General features: G+C 60.0%; 27 protein-coding genes. 14 read left to right on the top strand and 13 right to left on the bottom strand.

The window, feature by feature from the left end; genetic code table 11:
* Positions 1-264 (top strand): hypothetical protein (locus ADADOO_RS05620; protein ID WP_511275744.1); only part of this gene is annotated, 264 nt, incomplete at its 5' end.
* Positions 265-335: 71 nt separating this feature from the next.
* Here the strand turns inward: ADADOO_RS05620 and ADADOO_RS05615 are convergent.
* Positions 336-635: a WYL domain-containing protein gene (locus ADADOO_RS05615; protein ID WP_511275742.1), complete on the bottom strand. Its 300-nt coding sequence runs from the start codon at positions 633-635 to the stop codon at positions 336-338.
* Between the two features lie 163 nt (positions 636-798).
* On the opposite strand from ADADOO_RS05615, the gene ADADOO_RS05610 reads away from it, so the two are divergent.
* The 4 genes from ADADOO_RS05610 to ADADOO_RS05595 are packed head-to-tail and all read left to right on the top strand — an operon-like array spanning position 799 to position 3,682.
* A complete protein-coding gene (locus ADADOO_RS05610; RefSeq protein WP_511275740.1) occupies positions 799-1,101 on the top strand; it encodes a hypothetical protein in 303 nt (100 codons plus the stop codon).
* A gap of 52 nt (positions 1,102-1,153) precedes the next feature.
* Complete coding sequence (locus tag ADADOO_RS05605) at positions 1,154-2,263, top strand: hypothetical protein (RefSeq protein ID WP_511275738.1); 1,110 nt, start codon at positions 1,154-1,156, stop codon at positions 2,261-2,263.
* A complete protein-coding gene (locus tag ADADOO_RS05600; RefSeq protein WP_511275736.1) occupies positions 2,260-3,159 on the top strand; it encodes a hypothetical protein in 900 nt (299 codons plus the stop codon). The genes ADADOO_RS05605 and ADADOO_RS05600 overlap by 4 nt, the downstream gene beginning before the upstream one ends.
* A 13-nt stretch (positions 3,160-3,172) precedes the next feature.
* Positions 3,173-3,682, top strand: a complete 510-nt coding sequence (locus ADADOO_RS05595) for a hypothetical protein (protein ID WP_511275734.1) — start codon at positions 3,173-3,175, stop codon at positions 3,680-3,682.
* 151 nt (positions 3,683-3,833) lie between these two features.
* Here ADADOO_RS05595 and ADADOO_RS05590 read toward each other — a convergent pair whose 3' ends face one another.
* Both ADADOO_RS05590 and ADADOO_RS05585 read right to left on the bottom strand, forming a co-directional pair.
* The gene (locus ADADOO_RS05590) at positions 3,834-4,046 is read right to left on the bottom strand and encodes a DUF3820 family protein (protein ID WP_511275733.1); all 213 of its coding nucleotides are present in this window, start codon (positions 4,044-4,046) and stop codon (positions 3,834-3,836) included.
* A gap of 40 nt (positions 4,047-4,086) precedes the next feature.
* Positions 4,087-4,839 (bottom strand): sulfite exporter TauE/SafE family protein, encoded by a 753-nt coding sequence (locus ADADOO_RS05585; protein ID WP_511275731.1) that lies wholly within the window; start codon positions 4,837-4,839, stop codon positions 4,087-4,089.
* A 102-nt stretch (positions 4,840-4,941) separates the two neighbouring features.
* Here ADADOO_RS05585 and ADADOO_RS05580 point away from each other — a divergent pair, with 102 nt between their 5' ends.
* Positions 4,942-5,862: a LysR family transcriptional regulator gene (locus ADADOO_RS05580; protein ID WP_511275729.1), complete on the top strand. Its 921-nt coding sequence runs from the start codon at positions 4,942-4,944 to the stop codon at positions 5,860-5,862.
* Between the two features lie 7 nt (positions 5,863-5,869).
* Here ADADOO_RS05580 and ADADOO_RS05575 read toward each other — a convergent pair whose 3' ends face one another.
* On the bottom strand, positions 5,870-7,036 hold the full coding sequence (locus ADADOO_RS05575; protein WP_511275728.1) for an MFS transporter: 1,167 nt from the start codon (positions 7,034-7,036) through the stop codon (positions 5,870-5,872).
* 94 nt (positions 7,037-7,130) lie between these two features.
* Between ADADOO_RS05575 and ADADOO_RS05570 the strand changes: the two genes are divergently transcribed.
* The 3 genes from ADADOO_RS05570 (at position 7,131) to ADADOO_RS05560 (ending at position 9,136) form a co-directional block, all read left to right on the top strand.
* Positions 7,131-7,673: a YgjP-like metallopeptidase domain-containing protein gene (locus ADADOO_RS05570; RefSeq protein ID WP_511275727.1), complete on the top strand. Its 543-nt coding sequence runs from the start codon at positions 7,131-7,133 to the stop codon at positions 7,671-7,673.
* Positions 7,674-7,741: 68 nt separating this feature from the next.
* Positions 7,742-8,614: a hypothetical protein gene (locus ADADOO_RS05565; RefSeq protein WP_511275725.1), complete on the top strand. Its 873-nt coding sequence runs from the start codon at positions 7,742-7,744 to the stop codon at positions 8,612-8,614.
* 6 nt (positions 8,615-8,620) lie between these two features.
* Positions 8,621-9,136, top strand: a complete 516-nt coding sequence (locus ADADOO_RS05560; protein WP_511275724.1) for a YkgJ family cysteine cluster protein — start codon at positions 8,621-8,623, stop codon at positions 9,134-9,136.
* A gap of 10 nt (positions 9,137-9,146) precedes the next feature.
* Here the strand turns inward: ADADOO_RS05560 and ADADOO_RS05555 are convergent, their stop codons facing one another.
* The 3 genes from ADADOO_RS05555 to ADADOO_RS05545 are packed head-to-tail and all read right to left on the bottom strand — an operon-like array spanning position 9,147 to position 11,385.
* On the bottom strand, positions 9,147-10,676 hold the full coding sequence (locus tag ADADOO_RS05555) for a cryptochrome/photolyase family protein (RefSeq protein WP_511275722.1): 1,530 nt from the start codon (positions 10,674-10,676) through the stop codon (positions 9,147-9,149).
* Positions 10,673-10,822, bottom strand: a complete 150-nt coding sequence (locus ADADOO_RS05550; protein WP_511275720.1) for a DUF2256 domain-containing protein — start codon at positions 10,820-10,822, stop codon at positions 10,673-10,675. Before ADADOO_RS05550 ends, ADADOO_RS05555 begins: the two co-directional genes overlap by 4 nt.
* Positions 10,823-10,839: 17 nt before the next feature.
* Positions 10,840-11,385 carry a lipocalin family protein gene (locus ADADOO_RS05545; RefSeq protein ID WP_511275718.1) on the bottom strand — a complete coding sequence of 182 codons (546 nt, stop codon included), beginning with the start codon at positions 11,383-11,385 and terminating at the stop codon, positions 10,840-10,842.
* 142 nt (positions 11,386-11,527) lie between these two features.
* On the opposite strand from ADADOO_RS05545, the gene ADADOO_RS05540 reads away from it, so the two are divergent.
* From ADADOO_RS05540 to ADADOO_RS05520, 5 genes are read left to right on the top strand one after another with little or no spacing between them, the layout of a single operon-like run.
* The gene (locus ADADOO_RS05540) at positions 11,528-12,268 is read left to right on the top strand and encodes an SDR family NAD(P)-dependent oxidoreductase (RefSeq protein WP_511275717.1); all 741 of its coding nucleotides are present in this window, start codon (positions 11,528-11,530) and stop codon (positions 12,266-12,268) included.
* Between the two features lie 8 nt (positions 12,269-12,276).
* Positions 12,277-12,735, top strand: a complete 459-nt coding sequence (locus tag ADADOO_RS05535; protein WP_511275715.1) for a DUF3429 domain-containing protein — start codon at positions 12,277-12,279, stop codon at positions 12,733-12,735.
* 27 nt (positions 12,736-12,762) lie between these two features.
* Positions 12,763-13,110 (top strand): hypothetical protein, encoded by a 348-nt coding sequence (locus tag ADADOO_RS05530; RefSeq protein WP_511275713.1) that lies wholly within the window; start codon positions 12,763-12,765, stop codon positions 13,108-13,110.
* The gene (locus ADADOO_RS05525; protein WP_511275711.1) at positions 13,076-14,485 is read left to right on the top strand and encodes an ABC1 kinase family protein; all 1,410 of its coding nucleotides are present in this window, start codon (positions 13,076-13,078) and stop codon (positions 14,483-14,485) included. Before ADADOO_RS05530 ends, ADADOO_RS05525 begins: the two co-directional genes overlap by 35 nt.
* Positions 14,482-15,279, top strand: coding sequence for a MipA/OmpV family protein (locus tag ADADOO_RS05520; RefSeq protein ID WP_511275709.1), 798 nt, complete (start codon positions 14,482-14,484; stop codon positions 15,277-15,279). The genes ADADOO_RS05525 and ADADOO_RS05520 overlap by 4 nt, the downstream gene beginning before the upstream one ends.
* A gap of 103 nt (positions 15,280-15,382) precedes the next feature.
* Here the strand turns inward: ADADOO_RS05520 and dbpA are convergent, their stop codons facing one another.
* The 6 genes from dbpA to rpsP all read right to left on the bottom strand — a co-directional run bounded on the left by dbpA (position 15,383) and on the right by rpsP (position 19,629).
* Positions 15,383-16,783 carry an ATP-dependent RNA helicase DbpA gene (gene dbpA / locus ADADOO_RS05515; protein WP_511275707.1) on the bottom strand — a complete coding sequence of 467 codons (1,401 nt, stop codon included), beginning with the start codon at positions 16,781-16,783 and terminating at the stop codon, positions 15,383-15,385.
* 7 nt (positions 16,784-16,790) lie between these two features.
* Positions 16,791-17,279: a hypothetical protein gene (locus ADADOO_RS05510; RefSeq protein WP_511275705.1), complete on the bottom strand. Its 489-nt coding sequence runs from the start codon at positions 17,277-17,279 to the stop codon at positions 16,791-16,793.
* Between the two features lie 383 nt (positions 17,280-17,662).
* A complete protein-coding gene (gene rplS, locus ADADOO_RS05505; protein WP_511275703.1) occupies positions 17,663-18,043 on the bottom strand; it encodes a 50S ribosomal protein L19 in 381 nt (126 codons plus the stop codon).
* A gap of 26 nt (positions 18,044-18,069) precedes the next feature.
* Positions 18,070-18,834, bottom strand: a complete 765-nt coding sequence (gene trmD / locus ADADOO_RS05500; RefSeq protein WP_511275701.1) for a tRNA (guanosine(37)-N1)-methyltransferase TrmD — start codon at positions 18,832-18,834, stop codon at positions 18,070-18,072.
* A gap of 19 nt (positions 18,835-18,853) precedes the next feature.
* The gene (rimM, locus tag ADADOO_RS05495; RefSeq protein ID WP_511275699.1) at positions 18,854-19,366 is read right to left on the bottom strand and encodes a ribosome maturation factor RimM; all 513 of its coding nucleotides are present in this window, start codon (positions 19,364-19,366) and stop codon (positions 18,854-18,856) included.
* A gap of 8 nt (positions 19,367-19,374) precedes the next feature.
* A complete protein-coding gene (rpsP, locus tag ADADOO_RS05490) occupies positions 19,375-19,629 on the bottom strand; it encodes a 30S ribosomal protein S16 (RefSeq protein WP_226400845.1) in 255 nt (84 codons plus the stop codon).
* Positions 19,630-20,075 lie beyond the last annotated feature (446 nt).

Here is a 20,075-nt window from a genome sequence, read left to right as displayed (position 1 = left end):
TTCAACCGGTCAGCCTTAGCTTATCCGACTGTCCAAAAAAACGTGACCGCCGCAGAATGCCGGGCAACCGGCATTCTTTTTTGGCTAAAGATTCCGGTTGACCGTGGGATTGGTGCAATCAACGGAAACGTTGCCCAACAAAAAGGAACCTCTCGGGTTCCTTTTTGTTGGAGGCATTCAGAAATGATGCTTGTTCTGGTGTGTGCCCTGAACGGACTGATGAAGTTTTCATGGGTTATGGCTGCTTACTGTTCTTCAAGCTGACCTCCCTATGCCAGATAGGATAGGACACCTATGCCCGTTTGCTTGTAGCTAACAAGCCAGGGGAAATTCGCTTAAATCCTCGAGAGATAATCGGCCAACTCCTTCTCCATTTGTCCTTGGAGTGACTCTGGGCTGATGATTCGTATGTTCGGTATCCAATATCTAATGATCGGCACCACCTGATTTGGATGACCAACTTTCGCTGAAACTATTAGGCCACCATCCTCAAGTTCTTTCTCTATGACCTGGTTGGCAATCAGCTTTCGACGCTTGAAATAGCCTGCAATATCGCGGTGAACCTTCATAACAATTTCTTGTTTTTCTTCTGACAACCAGACTCCGTCTTCGGCGACTAACTGGCTGTCGACCATGGCATCCCATTCAAAGCCGACGACAGGTCGTGTCGAGACGAATTCTTTAATTATCGGCCTACTTCCTCAATTATTTGACGAACCATGTACTCGACGACACGACCTGTCGTTTCAACGCTCTATCGTGCCCATATGGTATTTCGCACTACTGGGGAGATGAGCGTTGAATGGAATCAATGTAATTTGTTTGCTGTTGGCAGCGTGTGGTGCATGGCTTGTTTATCAGGGCAAAAAACGCATTTTCACTCGGACAAGCTGGCTAGGCGTCGAACAATTTTCCAGCTATGGCCAAAAAGTGGCCTCGAAGCTCACTGACGGCACGCTTATGGCAATTGGCTATGGCTGCTTAGGTGCTGCACCAGTGATACTTCTTGTCGAGTACGCATCTGAGTATTTAATGCTGGGCTTTGTGCTTGCCATCGCCTTTTGGATTGATAACGAATGGTATGGGCGGCGAAATAAATGACGTGTGTGTGTTATTTCCAGCCGAACCATCACTCCTCAAGTAATCTATGCGTTTGAAATGGCTGTTTTGCAGCGTTGGGCTGCACAAGACTGAAGTTTTTCAGAATTCACACATGCCGCGTACCCAAAAACCGCAACCCAAATCTGCACTGCAGATTGCCTTACTGATCATTGCATTGCTCATTGGCATATCCATGATCGGTGTTGCCTGGCACATCAGTACCCCTCGCCCTGAAACAGAAGATGAAATTAAAGTTCGGCAGGATGCTGAGCTCGTGCGCCAGAAAGAAGCATTGCGTCAGCGACGAGAGCTTCTATCAAGGCAACTCAAAAATCTCGTCGGAACTGAGGAGGAAGCAAACCGAGTCGCCATTCTTCGAGCAAAAAGCTCTTTGGATGATGCCTTCACGCTGTTCTCAAATCGAGTTCCTCAGTTTACCGAAGAGATTACGACCTGGAAGTCACGCTACCTAATCGCCCGAAGCGGGCTTAAAGACAAAATCAACGGCAGCCACGAACTGGAGGCATTGGCATCCGAATATTTTGAAAAGCATGTCGCATCAAATCAGGATATTTCTTCTGCTATCGACAAAATAACAGCGCAGTTTCAGAGCGACCTTGTTGCCAACCGAAACCGCATGCTTTCGGAGGCTGCACTTCGCATTCAAGAAGCTGATCTAGGAATTCCAAGCGCCGATTATTCTGCTGAGACCCTTGGCGGACGAATATCGGCAAAACGTACGAAAATGGCTACTCCGATAAGCAATATTCCAGGGGCTACAGCGTTATCTATTAGCGGTTCAATTATTGTCGAAATGGCTGTTCAGGCAATGATTGCTCGTGTAGTCGGTTATTCGGCAGGGGCAACCACCACTGGCGCTGCTGCTGGAGCTGCTGGCGGGACGGCGTTTACACCTGGTGTGGGTACTGCCATCGGATTTACGGTAGGTATTGCAGCCGGGTTTGCAGTTGACCATTTAATGACGGAACGTATGAAAGAAAAAATCATGCGCGAAACCCGGGATACGCTGAACGCCATGAAATATGAAATATGGTCGAACGAAACAGAAGGTATGAATCTTCGCCTTGAGGGCTTGGTAACAGCGACCAAAGAACTTCACACGACAGCATTAACCGGCATCGCTCAAGAGGGAAAGCCATGAGAAGCCTAGTAGTCGCACTCAGTTTCTTTGCACTCATCGTTCCACAAATTAGCTACGGACAAGTCGCCGTTGCAGGAAAAGTTGTGCGAGAGCTTGTTGAACAAATCGGAATTCGTGGCGGAAAGAGCGCATCTGAAGAATTAGTTCGGCTTGGTGGCGAAAAAACGGTTCAGGAAGTTCTTGAGAAAGCCGCCAAGGAAGGTGGTGAGGCCTTAGTTGAAAAAACTGCCCGATATAGCGTCGAGTACGGCCCTATCGTTCTAAGAGGCGCGAAGGAATCGCCCCTGAAATTCATATCGGCATTCGAGAAGCTCCCCCCCAATCTACGAACAGGTGCCATTCAGGAGATGCGCAGGGAAACCGAGCTCATGGCTCGACTGGCCGGAGATTATGGCGAGACGGCTCTTGAAATAGGCGCACGACATCCAGGCGTTGGACCGATTGTGCTATCAAAAATTGGCCGGGAATCTTCTGAATTTTTGGTCACTCATCCAACAGATCAAGTCATTCGAGTATCACGATTTGCCGACGATATTGCCAGGGCAACACCTGCTCAACGAAGTGACTTAATGGCTTTAATCAGTAGAGCGCCTGAAAAAATACTCAACCTGCTCGAAACGCATCCAAATGTTCTAAAAACCAGTGCAGCTCTAGGAGCGTTTCTGGTAGCAAAGGACCAATTACTTGGCACAAAGGAAGTCATCATCGGGCCTGATGGGAAACCAGTCACGATTGGCAAGGTTGGCGCACTTGGTGCCGTGGGGGAAACCGTTGAAAACGTATTGAAATCCCCCCTGGCGATTTTTTCTGCTGTAGCAGGCCTAGTCATCGCAGTAGCAGCATTGTTAAAACTATTACCCCTGCTCGGGATGCGTGCCGAGCGACGGTCAAACTAAGGGCAATTTCACTATGAAAACTTCATCGTTCCTGGCCTTACTCATCGCATGCCTATCTGTGTCCGCGAACGCGGAAACCAAGGGTGATGTCATTTGCGCCTATGCGCCGAGTCAGAGCAAAGTTGTCAGCAACGTTGCCGGAAGTGCGGGTGGTGCGGGAGTGGCGACTGCCGCAATTGGACAAGCACTGGGATTGACCGTCGTAACCCATAGCAGTGGTGCATTAATTTTATCTGGCTCAGGCGGATACATTGCCGGGACACTCGGTGCAGCTGTCGCTGCGCCAGCCGTCATCGCCGTTGCTGTCGTCGTTGGGGGGACGGCTGCCACAGTCGAACTCGTTTGCGCTCCGCGCAATCACCCAGAATATGTGGCAAAAGTCGAGGCTGCTGCTGTTGAAGCGAAGAGACGCTGGGGTGAATCAATTTCTGCTGCCAAGGGCAGTTCATCTCAGCAGATCGAACGCATCAGCGCAAAATTTGCGGACGTGAAGGCGAATGTCTTTGAATACATTTACCGATAACGGACTAGTGCGGCGGCTGTCAGATCGGTTACCAGACGTTCACGACCGCCAATTTTCAGGGGCTGAATGTCTCTTGTTGGCCGAACTCTGCCTGATGACGCTCGCGGATAGAATTCAAAACGTCATTCGCTAATAGACAAGCGAGTACCTGCTACTTCCGACGTAAGGGTTTCAGCAAATCCGCCAGCCCGTTGTGGTCGATTTCCTGCATGAGCGCCAGCAGGCGGCCGATTTCGCCGGGCGGGAAGCCTTCGCGGGCGAACCAGTTGAGGTAGTTGCCGGGGAGGTCGGCGATCAGCGTGCCTTTATGCTTGCCGAAGGGCATGGCGCGGGTGACGAGGAGGAGCAGGTCTTCGGGGTTCATTGACGGCGGCGTTCAGGCGGAACGCCATTGTGCCAAAAACTCAGCCCAGGCAGATCATCCACGCTGCGGTGGCGAGCAGCATTAGCGCGAAAGCGATACGCAGGCGACGCTCGGGCAGGCGATGGGCGATGCGCACGCCGAGCGAAACAGTCAGCGCGCCGCCCAGCGCGAACAGCACACCCATCTTCCAATCCACCAGCCCGGCGTTGGCAAAGGTCAGCAAGGCAACGATGGAACTGGGCATGACCAGGGCGATGGCGAAACCCTGGGCGATGGCCTGCGTTTGCCGGAAAAAGGTGACCAGGATGGGCGGCGTGATCATGCCGCCACCGATGCTGATCAGGCCCTGGCAGGTGCCGCCGATCACGCCGACTAGCGGAATCAGCCGTTCCGGCAGGGCGAATGACCAGCGCGAACGGCCAGCGCGCAGGGACCACAGACTGTGGACGGCCAGCCAGAGCAGGAAGGCGCCGAAATAGCGACGCAGTTCGCTGGAGGCCAGATTGCTCGCGTAATGCGCCGTCAAGGCCGTTGCGGTCACCGCACAGAGCACCAGTATCGCCGTGCGCAGTTTCGGCAGCGGCTGCCGCTGGCAGTAGCGCCACAGAGCGATGCTCAGGTTGGGCACCATCATGACCAACGCCGTGCCCTGCGCCAGCTTCTGATCCATGCCGAACAGCCCGGTCATCACCGGAATGGCGATGATGCCGCCGCCGATGCCGAAGATGCCACCGGCCAAACCCAGGGCGGCACCGATCAGGAGGGGCAAGGCAAGGCTTAGAGCGAGGATCATAGCTGGACTCGGAAAGAATGTCAGGCCATGTTACTGCTTTGCACAAAGGCTAAAATGTCGCAAAATTTACTTGATTCGTTAATTTTATTTACCAATAAACCGATGTCATCCGAACTTGCTTTCTTCAGCCTGCTCGTCGAGCAAGGCAGCCTGGCCCGGGCGGCCCGCGAGCTTGGGCTGACCGGGCCAGCCGTCAGCCGTCGCCTCGCCCAGCTCGAACAGCGCCTCGGCGTTCGCCTGCTGGCGCGGACGACGCGCCGGATGAGCCTGACGCCGGAGGGCGAGCTTTACCTGGCGGAAAGCCGGCGCATCCTTGGCGAAATCGAGGCGCTGGAACAGACGCTGACCCGTACCCGGGCCGAACCGCGCGGCCTGCTGCGCATCCACGCCACCTACGGCTTCGGCCGCCGTCAGTTGGCCCCGGCCGTTTCCGAGTTCGTCCGCCAGTACCCGGCTGTGGACATCCAGCTCACGCTGGGCGATCAGGCCGTCATGCCCGGCGACCAGAGTTTCGACATCGCTATCCGCTTCGGCGAACCACCGGAGGCACGCGTCGTGGCCCGCCAGATTGCTTCGAATCAGCGCTACCTGTTTGCCTCGCCCGACTACCTGGCCCGCCGCGGCCAGCCGCTCGAACCGGACGATCTGGGTAGCCATGACTGCATCGTCATCCGTGAAGGCAGCGGCGCCTTCGGCACGTGGACGCTGTGCGCCGGCAAGCAGTGCCGCAACGTGAAAGTAAGCAGCAAGCTCAGTACCAATCATGGCGAGGTGGCCGTCGATTGGGCGCTCGACGGCCATGGCATTCTGCTGCGTTCCTTGTGGGATACGGCAGCCGAGCTGCGCGCCGGCCGGCTGGTCCGCATCTTGCCCGAATGGTCGGGCAGCCCGGCCGACATCTACGCGCTATACCCGCAACGCCTGAACCTGTCGGCCAAGGTGCGGGTGTTTCTCGATTTCCTGACCGAACGCTTCGCCGCCTACCGAAGCGCCACCGACGGCAACGCCGAATTACCCTGGTAAGCCCGGCTTAGCGTGCTGAACGCCAGAGCGGGTAAAGGCCGAGCAAGCCGAGCAGCGGCCCGGGCAGCAGCAGCCAGGCGATACTCATGCCCCAGTCGGCGATCCACGCCGTGCCGAGCTGGATGGAAAACATGGTGATGGCGAAGCCGATGGCGTTTTGAAAAGCCAGCGCGCTGCCGACGATTTCCGGCGGGCAGGCGCGGGCCGAGATGGCCGAAAAATGCGGCGAATCGGCGACGACCGTGGCGCCCCAGAGGAGTAGCAAGGCGATTTTGGCAGCAGCCGGCCAATCGCCGGTCAGCGGAAATAGCGCGCAGCAGATCGCCGAGCCGGCCAGGGCGATGGCCGCCACGCGCGCGCTGCCGATGCGCTGGCTCCACCAGCCGCCGAGCAGGCAACCAAGGGCGCCGATGCCGATGATGGCAAAGGCCAGCCCGGAAAGTTGGCGGCTCCCCGCCTCGGCCAGGCCGCTCAGGATGATCAGCGCCGGGGTCAGCGTCCAGAAGGCGTAGAGCTCCCACTGGTGGCCGAAATAGCCGAAGGCGGCAGCGCGGAATTCGCGCACCGAGAAGGCGTAGAAGACGCGGCCCAGACGTAAAGGCGGCGCGCCATGCCGGCGCTTGAGGTGGGGGCCATCGCCGAGGCGGAAGATCATGACTGCAGCCAGCAAGGCCAGCCCGGACGACACAAGAATGGTCGCCTGCCACGACCACCCCGCCCCGGCCAGCCGGATGCCGTGCGGCAAGGCGGTGCCCAGCGTCAGCATGCCGACCAGTTGAGCCAGCGCGGCACCGGCTCGCTCGGGCACCCAGCTAACGACCAGTTTCATGCCCAGCGGGTAGACGCCAGCCAGACAGAAGCCGACGGCAAAACGCAACGGCACAGCCGAGGCCATGCCATCGGCGAGCAGGGCAAAGGCGCCGTTGCAGGCGGCGCCGAGCACGGCACAGACAGCGAAAATGCGGCTCGCGGCGAAGCGATCGGCCAGGCCGGAGATGGCGAAAGTCAGCGTGCCGAGGATGAAGCCGAGTTGCACGGCATTGGTCAGCGTCCCGATGTCGGCCGGCGCGATGCCCCAGGCGCGGACCAGGTCGTCGGCCGCGCTGTTGGCGGAAAACCACAGCGAGGTGCCGAAGAGTTGGGCGATGACGATGACGAGGACGGGGTTTGGCATGGGTGAATCGATTTTGAATTTTCGCGCTAGCTTATCGTTGATTGCCGCGTGCCCGCCAAAAAAGCGCCGAGGCTTCCAGTAAAATCGGCCCGCCATGACCAAACCCGCCACGCCCAACTATCTCGCCGGCTACCCCGCGCATCTGACGGAGTCGGTACAGCGCCTGATCGCACAGGATCAGCTCGGCAAAGTGCTGCGCCAGAAGTATCCGGAAGTGCACCAGGTACGCACCGACAGGGCGCTCTACGACTACGTTCAGGAGATCAAGGCGACGTATTTGCGCAACGCGCCGCAGCCGAGCAAGGTGGCCTTCGACGGCAAGTTGCAGACGCTGCAGAAAGCGCTCGGCATCCACAGCCGGATCGCCCGCGTCCAGGGCGGCAAGCTCAAAAGCAAGCGCGAAATCCACGTCGCCAGCCTCTTCCGCGAGATGCCGCCGGAGTTCCTGCGCATGATCGTCGTCCATGAACTCGCGCACCTCAAGGAAGCGGAGCACGACAAGGCGTTCTACCAACTGTGCCAGCACATGGAGGCGAATTATTTCCAGCTGGAATTCGACCTGCGCGCCTATCTCTGCCACCTGGCGGCCGGCGGCCCAGCGCTGTGGGCGGCCGATATTTCCGGGGAAACTGGCTGACTTCCACGGTCAACCGGAAAAATTGGCCCAAATTGAAATTGTTCTGCCACGACACGGAGTAGAAAAACATGCGTTCAAGCCTGATCAGATTGTTGCCAATAGCCCTCGTGCTGCTGCTCGGCGGCTGCGCGTCGCGTGGCATCCCGCAGGCGGGCGGCCCCGGCGAACAACCAGCAGCGCGCGCCGTACTGCAGAAATCGGCGGAGGCGCATGGCCTGGCTGCATTCCGCCAGATTGACGACCTCAGCGTCGGCTACGCCGGCGAGTGGTACGGACTGGTCAGCAAGGTGCAGCCGACGCTGATCGACGCCGATTTCCGTCAGGGCTCGCAGGAACGGATCATTTTCAAGGGCGGGCCGCTGATCGGCCAGCGCCATCTTGGCCCGAAGGGCAGCAAGCAGGTCATCCGCCGCAGCGGCGCGGTGCAGGTTTTCTACAACGATGCGCCGGCCGACGACCGCGATGTGCTCGCTGCTGCCGCGCTGGTTGCCGACGGCTACCGGATGTTCCTGACCGGGCCGTTCTATTTTCTCGACGGCAACCTGAGTCTGGAAGTGGGCGAGGACGAAACCGTCGAAGGCCGCGCCTGCACGACGCTGGTCGCTGTGCGCCGCCCCGGTCATGGGCTGTCAGTGGAAGACCGCTACCTGCTGTTCATCGACGCCGAGAACCACCTGCTGCGCCGCGTCCGCTTCACCATGGAAGGTCTGGAATCAACGCAGGGCGCCATCGCCGAGGTCGATTTCTTCGACCACAAAGAGATCGCCGGCGTCACCTGGCCAACCCGTTTTTACGAACGCTTGCGCAAACCGATCCCCAGCTTGCCAGTGCATGACTGGCGGCTGATCGGGCTGGAGGTGAATCGCGGCCTGAGCGAAGCAGACATTGCCGGGCCGAGCTTTTCCGCCCGGGCCGCCGAAGCCGCCCGGCCGATCCGGTAAAAAACCATGAGCCAACTGACCGAACTGCACGTCGATATCGACGCCCGGGTGGCCAGCATCCGTGAAAACAAGGCCGACTGGCTGTGCGGCAAGGGTTGCGATAACTGCTGCAAACGGCTGGCCGAGGTGCCGCAACTGACTGCGGCCGAATGGGATTTGCTGCGCGAAGGCCTGGCCGGGCTGGCGGCTGATCACCTGCAAACCATCCGCCACGAGATCGCCGCCGTGGCCAATTCAACCACACGCCCCGTCATTTGCCCGCTGCTCGACCGCGCCACCGGCGTCTGCCCGGTCTATCTGCACCGCCCGGTGGCCTGCCGCACCTATGGTTTTTACATGCAACGCGACCTCGGGCTGTTTTGCCGCGACATCGAAAAACAGGTGGCCGATGGCGCCCTTCCCGACGTAGTCTGGGGCAACCACGATGCCATTGACCACCGGCTGGCCGGGTTGGGTGAAAGCCGGCCGCTGACGGCATGGTTTGCCGATTGGGTACGTGACGGCCAACCCTCGGCGCAGTAAGGCAGCCACCCTACAAATCCTCGATTCCGGCCCGAATTTCATCCGCCCTGCCCTGCGCGGCATCCAGGGCCTCCGGGCTCATTTTGGCCAGCTGACGGTAGACCATGCCCAGCCTTGGGTTGGCTGACAGGCGTTGGCCGTTACGGGCGAAAAAATCCCAGTACAGCGCATTGAACGGGCAGGCCCGCTCGCCAACGCGCGCCTTTTTGTCGTAATGGCAGCCCTTGCAGTAATCGCTCATGCGGTCGATGTAGGCGGCACTCGACACGTAGGGTTTGGTGGCAAGCCTTCCACCATCGGCGAACTGGCTCATGCCGACGGTGTTGGGTAGTTCGACCCATTCGAAGGCATCGATGTAAACGCCGAGATACCAGCCATGCACCGCCGCCGGGTTCAGCCCGGCGAGCAGCGCGAAGTTGCCGATGACCATCAGGCGCTGAATGTGATGGGCGTAGGCGTGTTCGAGCGACTGGCCGATGGCGTGCGCCAGGCAGCGCATTTTGGTCTGGCCGGTCCAGAACCATGAGGGCAGTGGCCGTTGGTGATCGAGGACGTTTTGCGTCTCGTAGCCGGGCATGCCGGCCCAATAGACGCCGCGCACGTATTCGCGCCAGCCGAGAATCTGGCGAATGAAACCTTCTGCCGCGGCCAGCGGCACCCGGCCCGATTCACAAGCTTCGGCAGCCTTGGCGACGACCTCGCGCGGAGTGAGCATCTTGGTGTTCAGCGCGAACGAAAGCAGCGAGTGGAAAAGTCGCCAGGCGCGATGGGACATCGCATCTTCAAAATCGCCAAAATTCGACAGAGCTTCGGCTATGAAATCATCGAGTTGCTGCAGGGCTTCGGCCCGGTTAAGCGGCCAGCAAAAGTGCTGCGCGCCCGGCTCGCCAAAGCTGGCCACACCGGCCTGCCGGATGCTTTGCCACAGTGCCGAATGATCGTGCTCGCTGCGCCAGTCGGCCGGCTCACGCGGCAGGCCGGGCCAGGGCTTGCGGTTGTCGTGATCGAAATTCCACTGGCCGCCCAGCGGCTTGCCGGGGCCAGCCATCAGCACGCCATGCCGAATCCGCATCTGGCGGTAGAAGTGCTCCATCAACCACTGCTTGCGCCCGGCAAAAAGCTGCGCGGCTTCGTCGCGGCGGGTGTAGAAATGTTCGCTATCGACCATCCGGGCGGGAATGGCGAGTTGGCTGGCGTAGTCGGCCAGTTGCTGGTCAAGCCGCCATTCGTCGGGCGCCTGATACTCGAAGGCGCTGGCCGAATACTCGGCAATCAGCGCATCCAGATTGGCCGGCAGCGATTGTCGGTTGGCCGGGTCGTCAATCGCCAGGTAATGCACGCGATGGCCAGCCTGCTCCTGTTGCCGGGCGAAGTCGCGCAGGGCGGCGAAGATGGCAATGATTTTCTGGGCGTGGTGGAGGACGTAATCGGTCTCCTGACGGACCTCCATCAGCACGTAAACAACGCCGTCATCACGCGCCGAAAACCAGCTGTGCTCGGGATTGAGCTGGTCGCCAAGGATCAGGCGGAGGGTGGTCATGATGCTTTCCTGCGAATTCGTCGGCAGCGCTCGGAGCAATATTTGACCTCAGCCCAGACCCCCGCCCACTTTTTGCGCCAGAAATACGGTCGACCGCAGGAATGGCAAATTTTGCTCGGCAGATCGGATTTTTTCGTGGTGCGCATTCAGAAAGCCGGCGGCCTCAATTCGTATCGGTCCGCTTTTGCTCAACCCAGATCAGCTTGTCGGTGGCAAAGCCCAGCGCCCGCGCCTGACTGACCAGTTGCTCGCGGACCTCGGCGGGTAGCGTCTTGTCGCGGGCGAGAATCCACAAATAATCGCGGTCCGGCCCGGCGACGAGCGACCAACGATAGTTCTGCTGATCGAGCGCAATCACGTGATAGCCGCCGTAGAACGGGCCGAAGAACGACACTTTCAGCGAAGCGGTCTGGCTGTCGCCGATGAACAGGGCGCGGCCGACAGCGTCTTTCCAGGCCTGGCGCTGCGTGTCGTAGCCCCGGTTGATGACCTTGACACTACCGTCGTCCTGCAACTGGTAGGTGGCATTGACATCACTCATGCCGCGCTCGAAGGAATGATCGAGCCGGGCAATTTCGTACCACTGGCCGAGGTAGCGATTGAGATCGAACGAGGTGACCGGACGCAGGCCTTCGGGAGGCGCCGTCGAGCATGCGCTCAGTGTCAGGGCAAACAACAAGGCGAGGATGGCGGAACGGCGGAATGACATACAGGGGCTTTCAAAAACCGGAAGTCTTCATTTTGTCCTAGACAAAACAAAACAACAATCGCAATATGAGCAAAATTGTCCAAATAATTGGCTAGTTAAAATATTTCGTCCACGACAACATGGCGCACCGCAAGGAAAGAAAATGAGCAAAATTGCACTCGTCACCGGCGCCGCCGGCGGCGTCGGACGTGCCGTGGTTGCACGACTTTCCGCCCAGGGTTGGCAACTGATCGTCACCAGCCGCCAGGCCGAACACCTGACGGCTGCCTTCGGCGACCAGCATTTACCAGTAGCCGCCGATTGCTCGACGGTGGCCGGCGCCCGGCAGATTGTCCAGGCGGCCAAGGATCATCGGATGCTGCCCACCGCGCTGGCCCATTGCGTCGGCAATATCCGCCTCGGCGCCATGCATCGCATGAGCGAGGCGGATTTCAACGACTGCCTGAGCGCCAATCTGGTCAGCGCCTTCCACACGCTCTCCGCCTTCGTCGGCGCCCTGCGCGAGGCGCGCAGCCCCGGTGCGGCTGTGCTGGTTTCATCCGCCGCAGCCCGCATCGGCACGCCCAACCACGAAGCCGTTGCCGCTGCCAAGGCCGGACTGGAAGGGCTGGTCCGTGGCGCCGCTGCCAGCTATGCCGCCAACGGCATCCGCATCAACGCCGTGGCCCCTGGCATCATGGAGACGCCTGCCTCGGCCGGCGTCATCGCCAGCCCGGCGGCCCGCGAAGGCGCCGCCCGACAATACCCGCTGCCCGGCATCGGCTCGCCGGATGAACTGGCCGAGCTGATGGTCTGGCTGCTTTCCGACTCGGCCGCGCGCGTCACCGGGCAGGTCTGGTCGCTCGACGGCGGCTTCTCCAGCATCCGCCCCTTGGTCAAGTGAGATCGATGATGACCGAAGACAATTCCGTTACGCCGCCCCGAATCGTCGCCTGGCTGGGCTACGGCGGCTTGATTCCGTTTATTACGCTGGCCCCGGCCAGTCTGCTCGATCACCATCACGGCGCGCTGTGGAGCGATGCGCTGCTGGCCTACGGGGCGATCATCCTGAGTTTTATCGGTGCGCTGCATTGGGGACTGGCGATGAGCCTCCCCGGTCTTTCCGAACGCCAGCGCTCGGCGTGCTTTGCCTGGAGCATCGTACCGGCGCTGATCGCCTGGCCGGCCGTCCTGTTCTCACCCATAATCGGCGCGCCCCTGCTGATATTCGGCTTCGTCGCCCACTGCCTGCAAGACCGGCGGCTAGGCCGCCAGGCGACGCTACCGACCTGGTACCTGCCGCTCCGCATGCGCCTGAGCACCGTTGCCGTGGTCTGTCTGGTTGCTGGTATTTTTGCATCCGGTGTTTAACTGCCAAAAACAGCTGGAGGTCACGCCATGAACCTGTTCAATCGTTTGCCCGGTTTCCCCCGCGCGCCGGCCGGCAAGGAACGCGTCGTCCTTCGTCTGCTCCCCCGCGTATTCCTGTTCGGCACCCTGCTCCTGACCATCCCTTCGCTGCTGGCACGCCTGATCGTCGGCCCGGAAAACGAGGCGGCCATCACCACGACCGACATTTATGTGATCAGCCTGATCATCCTGCACTGGACGGCGGTGTTGACCGTGGGCATTGCCGCGTTCATCGTCATGATGATGAAAGGCCCGGCCTATGTCGCCGATGCCTATTCGCTGAATGAAGCGGAAACGCTGGATGAAGCACCAAAATGGAAACCGCATGGCCGATGAGCCGGTAGGCAAGTCGTCGGCCGTTCCCGGCGGCCGCTGGTCGCGCCTGGCCCGGCTGGGTTCGCTGGCTGGCGGCGTGGCTGGCAACATGCTGGCCGAAGGGGCGCGACAGTTTGCCCAAGGCAAGCGGCCGCAAATGCATCAACTGCTGCTGACGCCGGCTAACGCCCGCCGGGTGGCCGATCAACTGGCGCAACTGCGTGGCGCGGCGATGAAGGTCGGGCAACTGCTGTCGATGGATGCCGGCGAACTGTTGCCGCCGGAACTGGCCGAAATCCTCTCCCGGCTGCGCGCCGATGCCATCCCGATGCCGATGAGCCAGGTTGTCAGCGCCCTCAACGCCAACTGGGGTGAGGGCTGGGATCGCCATTTCGAGCGTTTCTCGTTCACCCCGATGGCGGCGGCCTCGATCGGCCAGGTGCATTTTGGGCAACGCAAGGATGGCAGAAAAGTCGCCGTCAAAATCCAGTACCCCGGCATCCGCCGCAGCATCGACAGCGATGTCGACAACGTTGCCACCCTGCTCCGCGTTTCCGGCCTGCTGCCCAAGTCGCTGGACATCAAGCCGCTGCTCGACGAAGCGAAAAAGCAGTTGCACGACGAGGCCGATTACCGCCGCGAAGGCGCCTGCATGATGCAGTTTTCCAGCCTGCTGGCCGACGCCGACGAGTTCATGGTGCCGGAAATGCACGTCGATCTGACGACGGAAAATATCCTGACCATGACCCGCCTCGACGGCGATGCAGTGGAAACCTTGACCCACCTGCCTCAGGCCGAACGCGACCGTATCGTGAGCCAGCTTTTCCGCCTGCTGTTTCGCGAAATTTTCGAATTCCGGCTGATCCAGACTGACCCGAATTTTGCTAACTATCGCTATGCCAGTGCATCGCAGCAGCTCATCCTGCTCGACTTCGGTGCCACCCGCGCCTATCCGGCGGCGATGGTCGACAGCTATCGGCGCCTTATGAACAGCGCCATTCACGGCGACCGCCAGGGCATGAACACGGCCGCCGTGGCCATCGGCTACTTTCAGCAGGACATCAAGGAAAGCCAGCGCCAGGCCGTCCTCGACATTTTTGCGCTGGCTTGCGAACCGCTCGGCCACATGGGCGAATACGATTTTGGGACATCCGACCTCGGCGTCCGCATTCGTGACGCCGGCATGGTGCTCGGCATGGATCGCGATTTCTGGCACACCCCGCCAGCCGACGCGCTCTTTTTGCACCGCAAGCTGGGCGGGCTTTATTTGCTGGCGGCTCGATTGAAAGCCCGCGTCAATATGCAGGAAGTGGCCGGGGCGAGCGGTTTGAGCCCGGACCCAATCCAGCCTCGATCCAATTTAACAGTCAGTCATTTCTTAACGGAGTCTTCATGAAAAAGTCACTAAAAGGCCTCGCCGTGATCGGGCTGCTTTCGCTCGCGGCACCCAATGCATTTGCCCAGGCCTTTGATGCCGTTCGCCTGGCCGGTGGCTCTGCTGACAAGGATCGTGGCTCGGTCGGGCTGGCCGTCATTGCCGGCATGGCTTACCAGGGCGCCGACGAACGGCGAACGCTGGTTCTGCCGGGGCTCGACTACCAGTGGCGCAACGGCTGGTTTGCCGGCACGCGAAATGGCATCGGCTACAATTTTGGCCAGACTCGGGAATGGCAGTACGGCTTGCGCATCACCGCCGATTTCGGGCGCGACGAGAGCCGTTCCAATGCGCTGCGCGGCATGGGCGATATCGACCCGAAGCCGGAGCTGGGCACCTTCCTGAACTATTCGCTCAACAAGGAAATCACGCTGACCTCGTCGCTGCGTTACGGCTCGGGCAATGACAGCGCGGGGATGATCATCGATCTCGGGGCGGGCTATTCGACCAAGTTGTCGCCGCTATGGCGCCTCGGTTTCGGCGCCAGCATGACGCTGGCCAACGAGGACTACATGCAGTCCTATTTTGGCGTCACTGCTGCCCAGTCGGCGTCGAGTGGCTACGCGGCTTACCGCCCGGAATTTGGCTTGCGTGACATTCGCGCCAACGCAGCGCTGAGCTATCAAATCAATCCGAGCGTGGCGATCCTGACCACCGTTTCAGTCAGCAGCCTGCAAGGCGACGCCAAGAACAGTCCGCTGACACGCCAGGCGACGTCGGCCACCGGCGTTGTTGCTGTGGCGTATGAATTTTAGGTAGGAAGCCGGCGGGGAGCGACGCCAAGCAACTTCCACGGTCAACCGGAAAAAACGGCCAAAATTGAAATCACGCCAATGGCTGGCGTGACTCCAAAATTGCTCAGTTGGTCAGAATCCGCACCTTGACGGTCTTGCCCTTGACCTTGCCGGCCGCCAGCTTGCGCACCGTCTCCTTGGCCACAGCACGCGCCACGGCGACGTAGGTGCTCTGATCGGTCACCGTGATCTTGCCGACCTGCTCGCGGGTCAAGCCAGCCTCGCCGGCCAGCGCGCCCATGACGTCGCCGGGGCGGATCTTGTCCTTGCGCCCGCCGAGCATGAGCAGCGTCGACATCGGCGGCACGAGCGGCGAGTCGTCGGTGACTTCGACGGTTTTCAAGTCGAGTACATCGAGCTTGACCTTCATCATCTCGGCAATGGTCGCCACGCGGCGGCGGTCGCCGGAACTGCACAGACTGAGCGCCCAGCCCGCCTCGTCGCCCCGCCCGGTACGGCCGATACGGTGAATATGGATTTCCGGATCAGGCGTCACATCGACGTTGATGACCGCTTCGAGCTGGTCGATATCGAGGCCGCGCGCCGCGACATCGGTCGCCACGAGCACCGAGCAACTGCGGTTGGCGAACTGGATGAGCACCTGATCGCGCTCGCGCTGCTCCAGATCGCCATTCAGCGTCAGCGCATGAATGCCGGCGTGGCGCAGGACATTGACCAGATCGCGGCACTGCTGCTTGGTATTGCAGAAGGCCAGCGTGCTGACCGGGCGGTAATGCTTGAGCAGACGGACGACCGCGTCGAGGCGCTCGTCGTCCCTGACCTCGTAGAAGCGTTGGCGAATCTTGGTTTCTTCGTGCAGCTCAAGGAGCTTGACCTCCTTGGGCTGCCGCAAAAACTGCTTAGCCAGTTGGGCGATGCCGTCCGGATAGGTCGCCGAAAACAGCAAGGTCTGACGCTGCGCCGGGCAACGCTTGGCAACGTAAGCAATATCGTCATGGAAGCCCATGTCGAGCATGCGGTCGGCTTCGTCGAGGACCAGCGTGTTCAATTCATCGAGCTTCAGATAGCCGCGCTCCATGTGGTCCATGATGCGCCCCGGCGTGCCGACGACGATATGCACGCCGTTTTCCAGACTGTTGGCCTGGTTGCGCAGCGTCGAGCCGCCGACCAGCGAGAGCACCTTGATGTTCTCTTCAAAACGGGCCAGCCGACGGATTTCCTGCGTCACCTGATCGGCCAGTTCACGCGTCGGGCACAGCACCATGGCCTGCACGGCAAAACGGCTGGTGTTCAGGCGATTGAGCAGCGCCAAGCCGAAAGCGGCCGTTTTGCCGCTACCGGTCTTGGCCTGGGCGATCAAATCGTTGCCGGCCAGGGCCAGCGGCAGGCTGGCCGCCTGGATCGGCGTCATGCTCAGATATTCAAGCTGCACCAGATTGGCCAGCATCGCCGGCGACAAGGGCAGTGTGTCAAAAGCCTGGCTGACTGCAGTAGTCTCGCTCATGCCCGGCTCAAACCCTGCGCTTGCGCGCCGGCATCGGCTTGCGCTGGCGCTGGCCCGGCTTGTGCACCTCGGCCTCCGGCTTCGGCTTGGGCACCAGCAGGTTCTTGGCCGTCGTCTTCTCGGCAGCGCGATGGGCCAGAATAGCCTTCGTCACATCGGCAGGATCAACGCTAACGCCGGCGTGCTCGCCCTTGACGTTGTACTCAGAGAGTCTGTCCTTGATAGCGAACAGGCGTTCCGGTGTTTCCGCCTTGCGCGGCAGACCGGTGATAATCGTCTGCCCCGCGGAGGTCAACACAAAACCGCCCGCCTCGGCCTTGATCAGGCCATGCTTGGCCAGACGGTCGAAGGCCTCGACCAGCTTCGCCTCGTTGGGAATGTTGTTCTGCAGCAGATCGGCCGCCGCCACAATTTCGACCAGCTCGGCCGGCCGCCGCTTGGACGAAAGCGCCGTGGCAAGGATGAGAAGGGAGTCAACGTCGTGGACTGGGTGCATCGGAGTACCTTTGAATATCGGGGGAATGAGAAACGGCGGGGATTCAGCGGGTCAAAGGCTGAGAAAAACAGCCTGAAATCGGTTTCTCGCAAGGCCGCTAGTGTACCCGGTTTGCCGGTTCAGGCGGCGCCAAACCTGACAAACGATGCTACGGTCAACCGGAAATTCATGCCAATTTCCACTATGGCGTAGGGGGCAGGGTTGCCCCATCCCCCTCTCACACCACTGCTCGGCACCATTCAGGGGGCGAACGTCCTTGCCGTTCAGCCAAGGCTTCCCCTCGCCGGGCGAATAGAGAACCTCCTCCTCCCAGTGTGTGCGCCCAGCCAGGCGTACCAACAAAAAAGGCGCCGAGGCGCCTTTTTTTAACCCGGGAAAATCGCTTAAGCAGCAGCGACCGGCTTTTCCTTGCGGACCAGCTTTTCCTTGATTCGAGCCGACTTGCCTGAACGCTCGCGCAGGTAGTACAGCTTGGCGCGGCGGACATCACCACGGCGCTTCACTTCGATGGAAGCGACCAGCGGGGAATAGGTCTGGAAAGTACGCTCCACGCCTTCGCCGGACGAAATCTTGCGTACGGTGAAACCAGAATTCAGGCCGCGGTTACGCTTGGCGATGACAACGCCTTCGTAAGCCTGCAGACGCTCGCGGTTACCTTCCTTGACCTTCACCTGCACGACGACGGTGTCGCCCGGTGCGAAGTCAGGAATGGTCTTGTCCAGACGAGCAATTTCTTCTTGTTCCAGTTGTTGAATCAGGTTCATGTGAGATCCTTAAATTTTATAAACACTTACTCACCGCATTGCTCCTCTCCGGAAATTTCCGTGAGTAGTTGCGTTTCTTCCGCGCTCAAACTGCGGTGCGCCAACAAATCCGGCCGGCGCTTCCGGGTTCGCGCCAGCGACTGCTTGAGCCGCCAGCGACGAATTTTTTTGTGGTCTCCTGAAAGGAGAACCGCCGGCACCGCCTCGCCCTCGTAAATTTCCGGGCGGGTGTAGTGCGGACAATCCAGCAAACCACCGACAAACGAATCTTCCACCGCCGAAGCGGCATCTCCGAGCACTCCCGGCAGCTGACGGACAACGGCATCAATCAAGGCCATCGCCGGCAACTCGCCACCGGAAAGCACAAAATCTCCGATCGAAATTTCTTCATCGACACAGCGCTCGATCAGCCGCTCGTCAATCCCTTCATAACGACCGCAAAGAAGGATCAACCCTTCATCGCCCGTCGCCAGTTGCATCACCCGTTCGTGGGTGAGCGGCGCGCCCTGCGGCGAAAGGTAGATGACCCGGCTCTTCACCAGACCCGCCTCGCGCTGCTGCGCCTTGGCCGCGGCAATCGCCTTCTCCAGCGGCCCCGGCTGCATCAGCATGCCTGGCCCGCCCCCGAAAGGACGATCATCCACGCGCCGCCAGGTGTTCTCGGCGAAATCCCGGGGATTCCAGCCTTGCCACTGCCAGCGCTGCTCTTCCAGCGCCCGACGGGTAATGCCACTTTCCGTTACTGCCGCGAACATCTCCGGAAAAAGGGTAATGCAGTCAAACCGGATCACCAGTCGCTGCCCCTGCGACTCACCAGTCGCTCCCCCATTCCACTCGAATCAGCCCGGCTTCCTTCTCGACAGTCAACACCACAGCCGAAACAAACGGCAAAAGACGCTCGACCTGGTCATCGCCCATGACGCGCAAAACGGCATTGGCCCCCGTTTCGATCAACCCGACTACCTTGCCGAGCCGCTCGTCAGCGGTATTGATGACATCCAGACCAATCAGATCAGTCCAGTAAAACTCATTCTTGTCAGTCGTTGGCAGCGCTTCGCGCGGCGCCCCGACCAGAATGCCCTTCATCGATTCAGCGGCAGAACGATCAGCGACGCCATCCAACAGCACCACTACACCGTTACCGTGAGCTTTCAGGCTTTTCAGCCTGCATTCGCGCCACGGCTCACCTTCTCGCGCAATCCACCAGACGGCCATCTCTGCCCAGGCCAGCGGATCATCCCCGAAGGGGTACAACCAAAGCCAGCCCTGAATCCCGTAGGGGTCGGCCAGCCGACCTAGTACGACGATATCGTTGCCGGTCAAAACAAAACTTAGGCGGCTTGCTGAGCAGCGTGCTGCTTGACCAGACGGGCAACAGTCGGGGACAGCTGGGCGCCATTGCTCTGCCAATAGGCCAGACGATCGACGGAAATACGCAGCGACTCTGCATTGCCGGAAGCAACCGGGTTGTAGAAGCCGACACGCTCAACGAAACGGCCGTCACGACGATTGCGGGAATCGGTAACAACCATGTTGTAGAACGGGCGCTTCTTGGCGCCACCACGGGCAAGACGGATAACAACCATGGGAATACTTTCGTTAGCTGGAAAAAAGAGCCGGAATTATAGCGCTTTACCAAGGAAAAACAAGCTACTTAGGATTTCAAAAACACTGCCAGGCCAAACACCCGTCTTCATCGACGACGCAGGGCAATCGCATCAAACGATGAATCCCGACCCGCCGCATCCTCGCCGCCTCTTCCAATACCTACCGCGAGGCACTCCTCGGACCCTCTTCAATTTGATGCGATTGCCCTGGAGTCACCCCCGTCGCTCTCTCGCACCGCCATACGTGCGGCTCCGCATACGGCAGTTCATGGAAGACACTGGCGCCGTCGCATCGTATCTTCCGTCAGACTTTCACCCGCCGGTCATTGTGCTGTGCCTGGCGCACCATCAAAAAAAGGGCCGCCCAAGAGGTAATGCCGTTCAGTTAAGACTGAACGGCATTTTTATTTTGTGCACAAGCTATT

It is taken from the genome of Azonexus sp. (assembly GCF_036170495.1).
Taxonomy (GTDB): domain Bacteria; phylum Pseudomonadota; class Gammaproteobacteria; order Burkholderiales; family Rhodocyclaceae; genus Azonexus.
The sequence above is the reverse complement of the archived record's forward strand: the minus strand, read 5'-3'. Positions and strand labels throughout refer to the sequence as shown.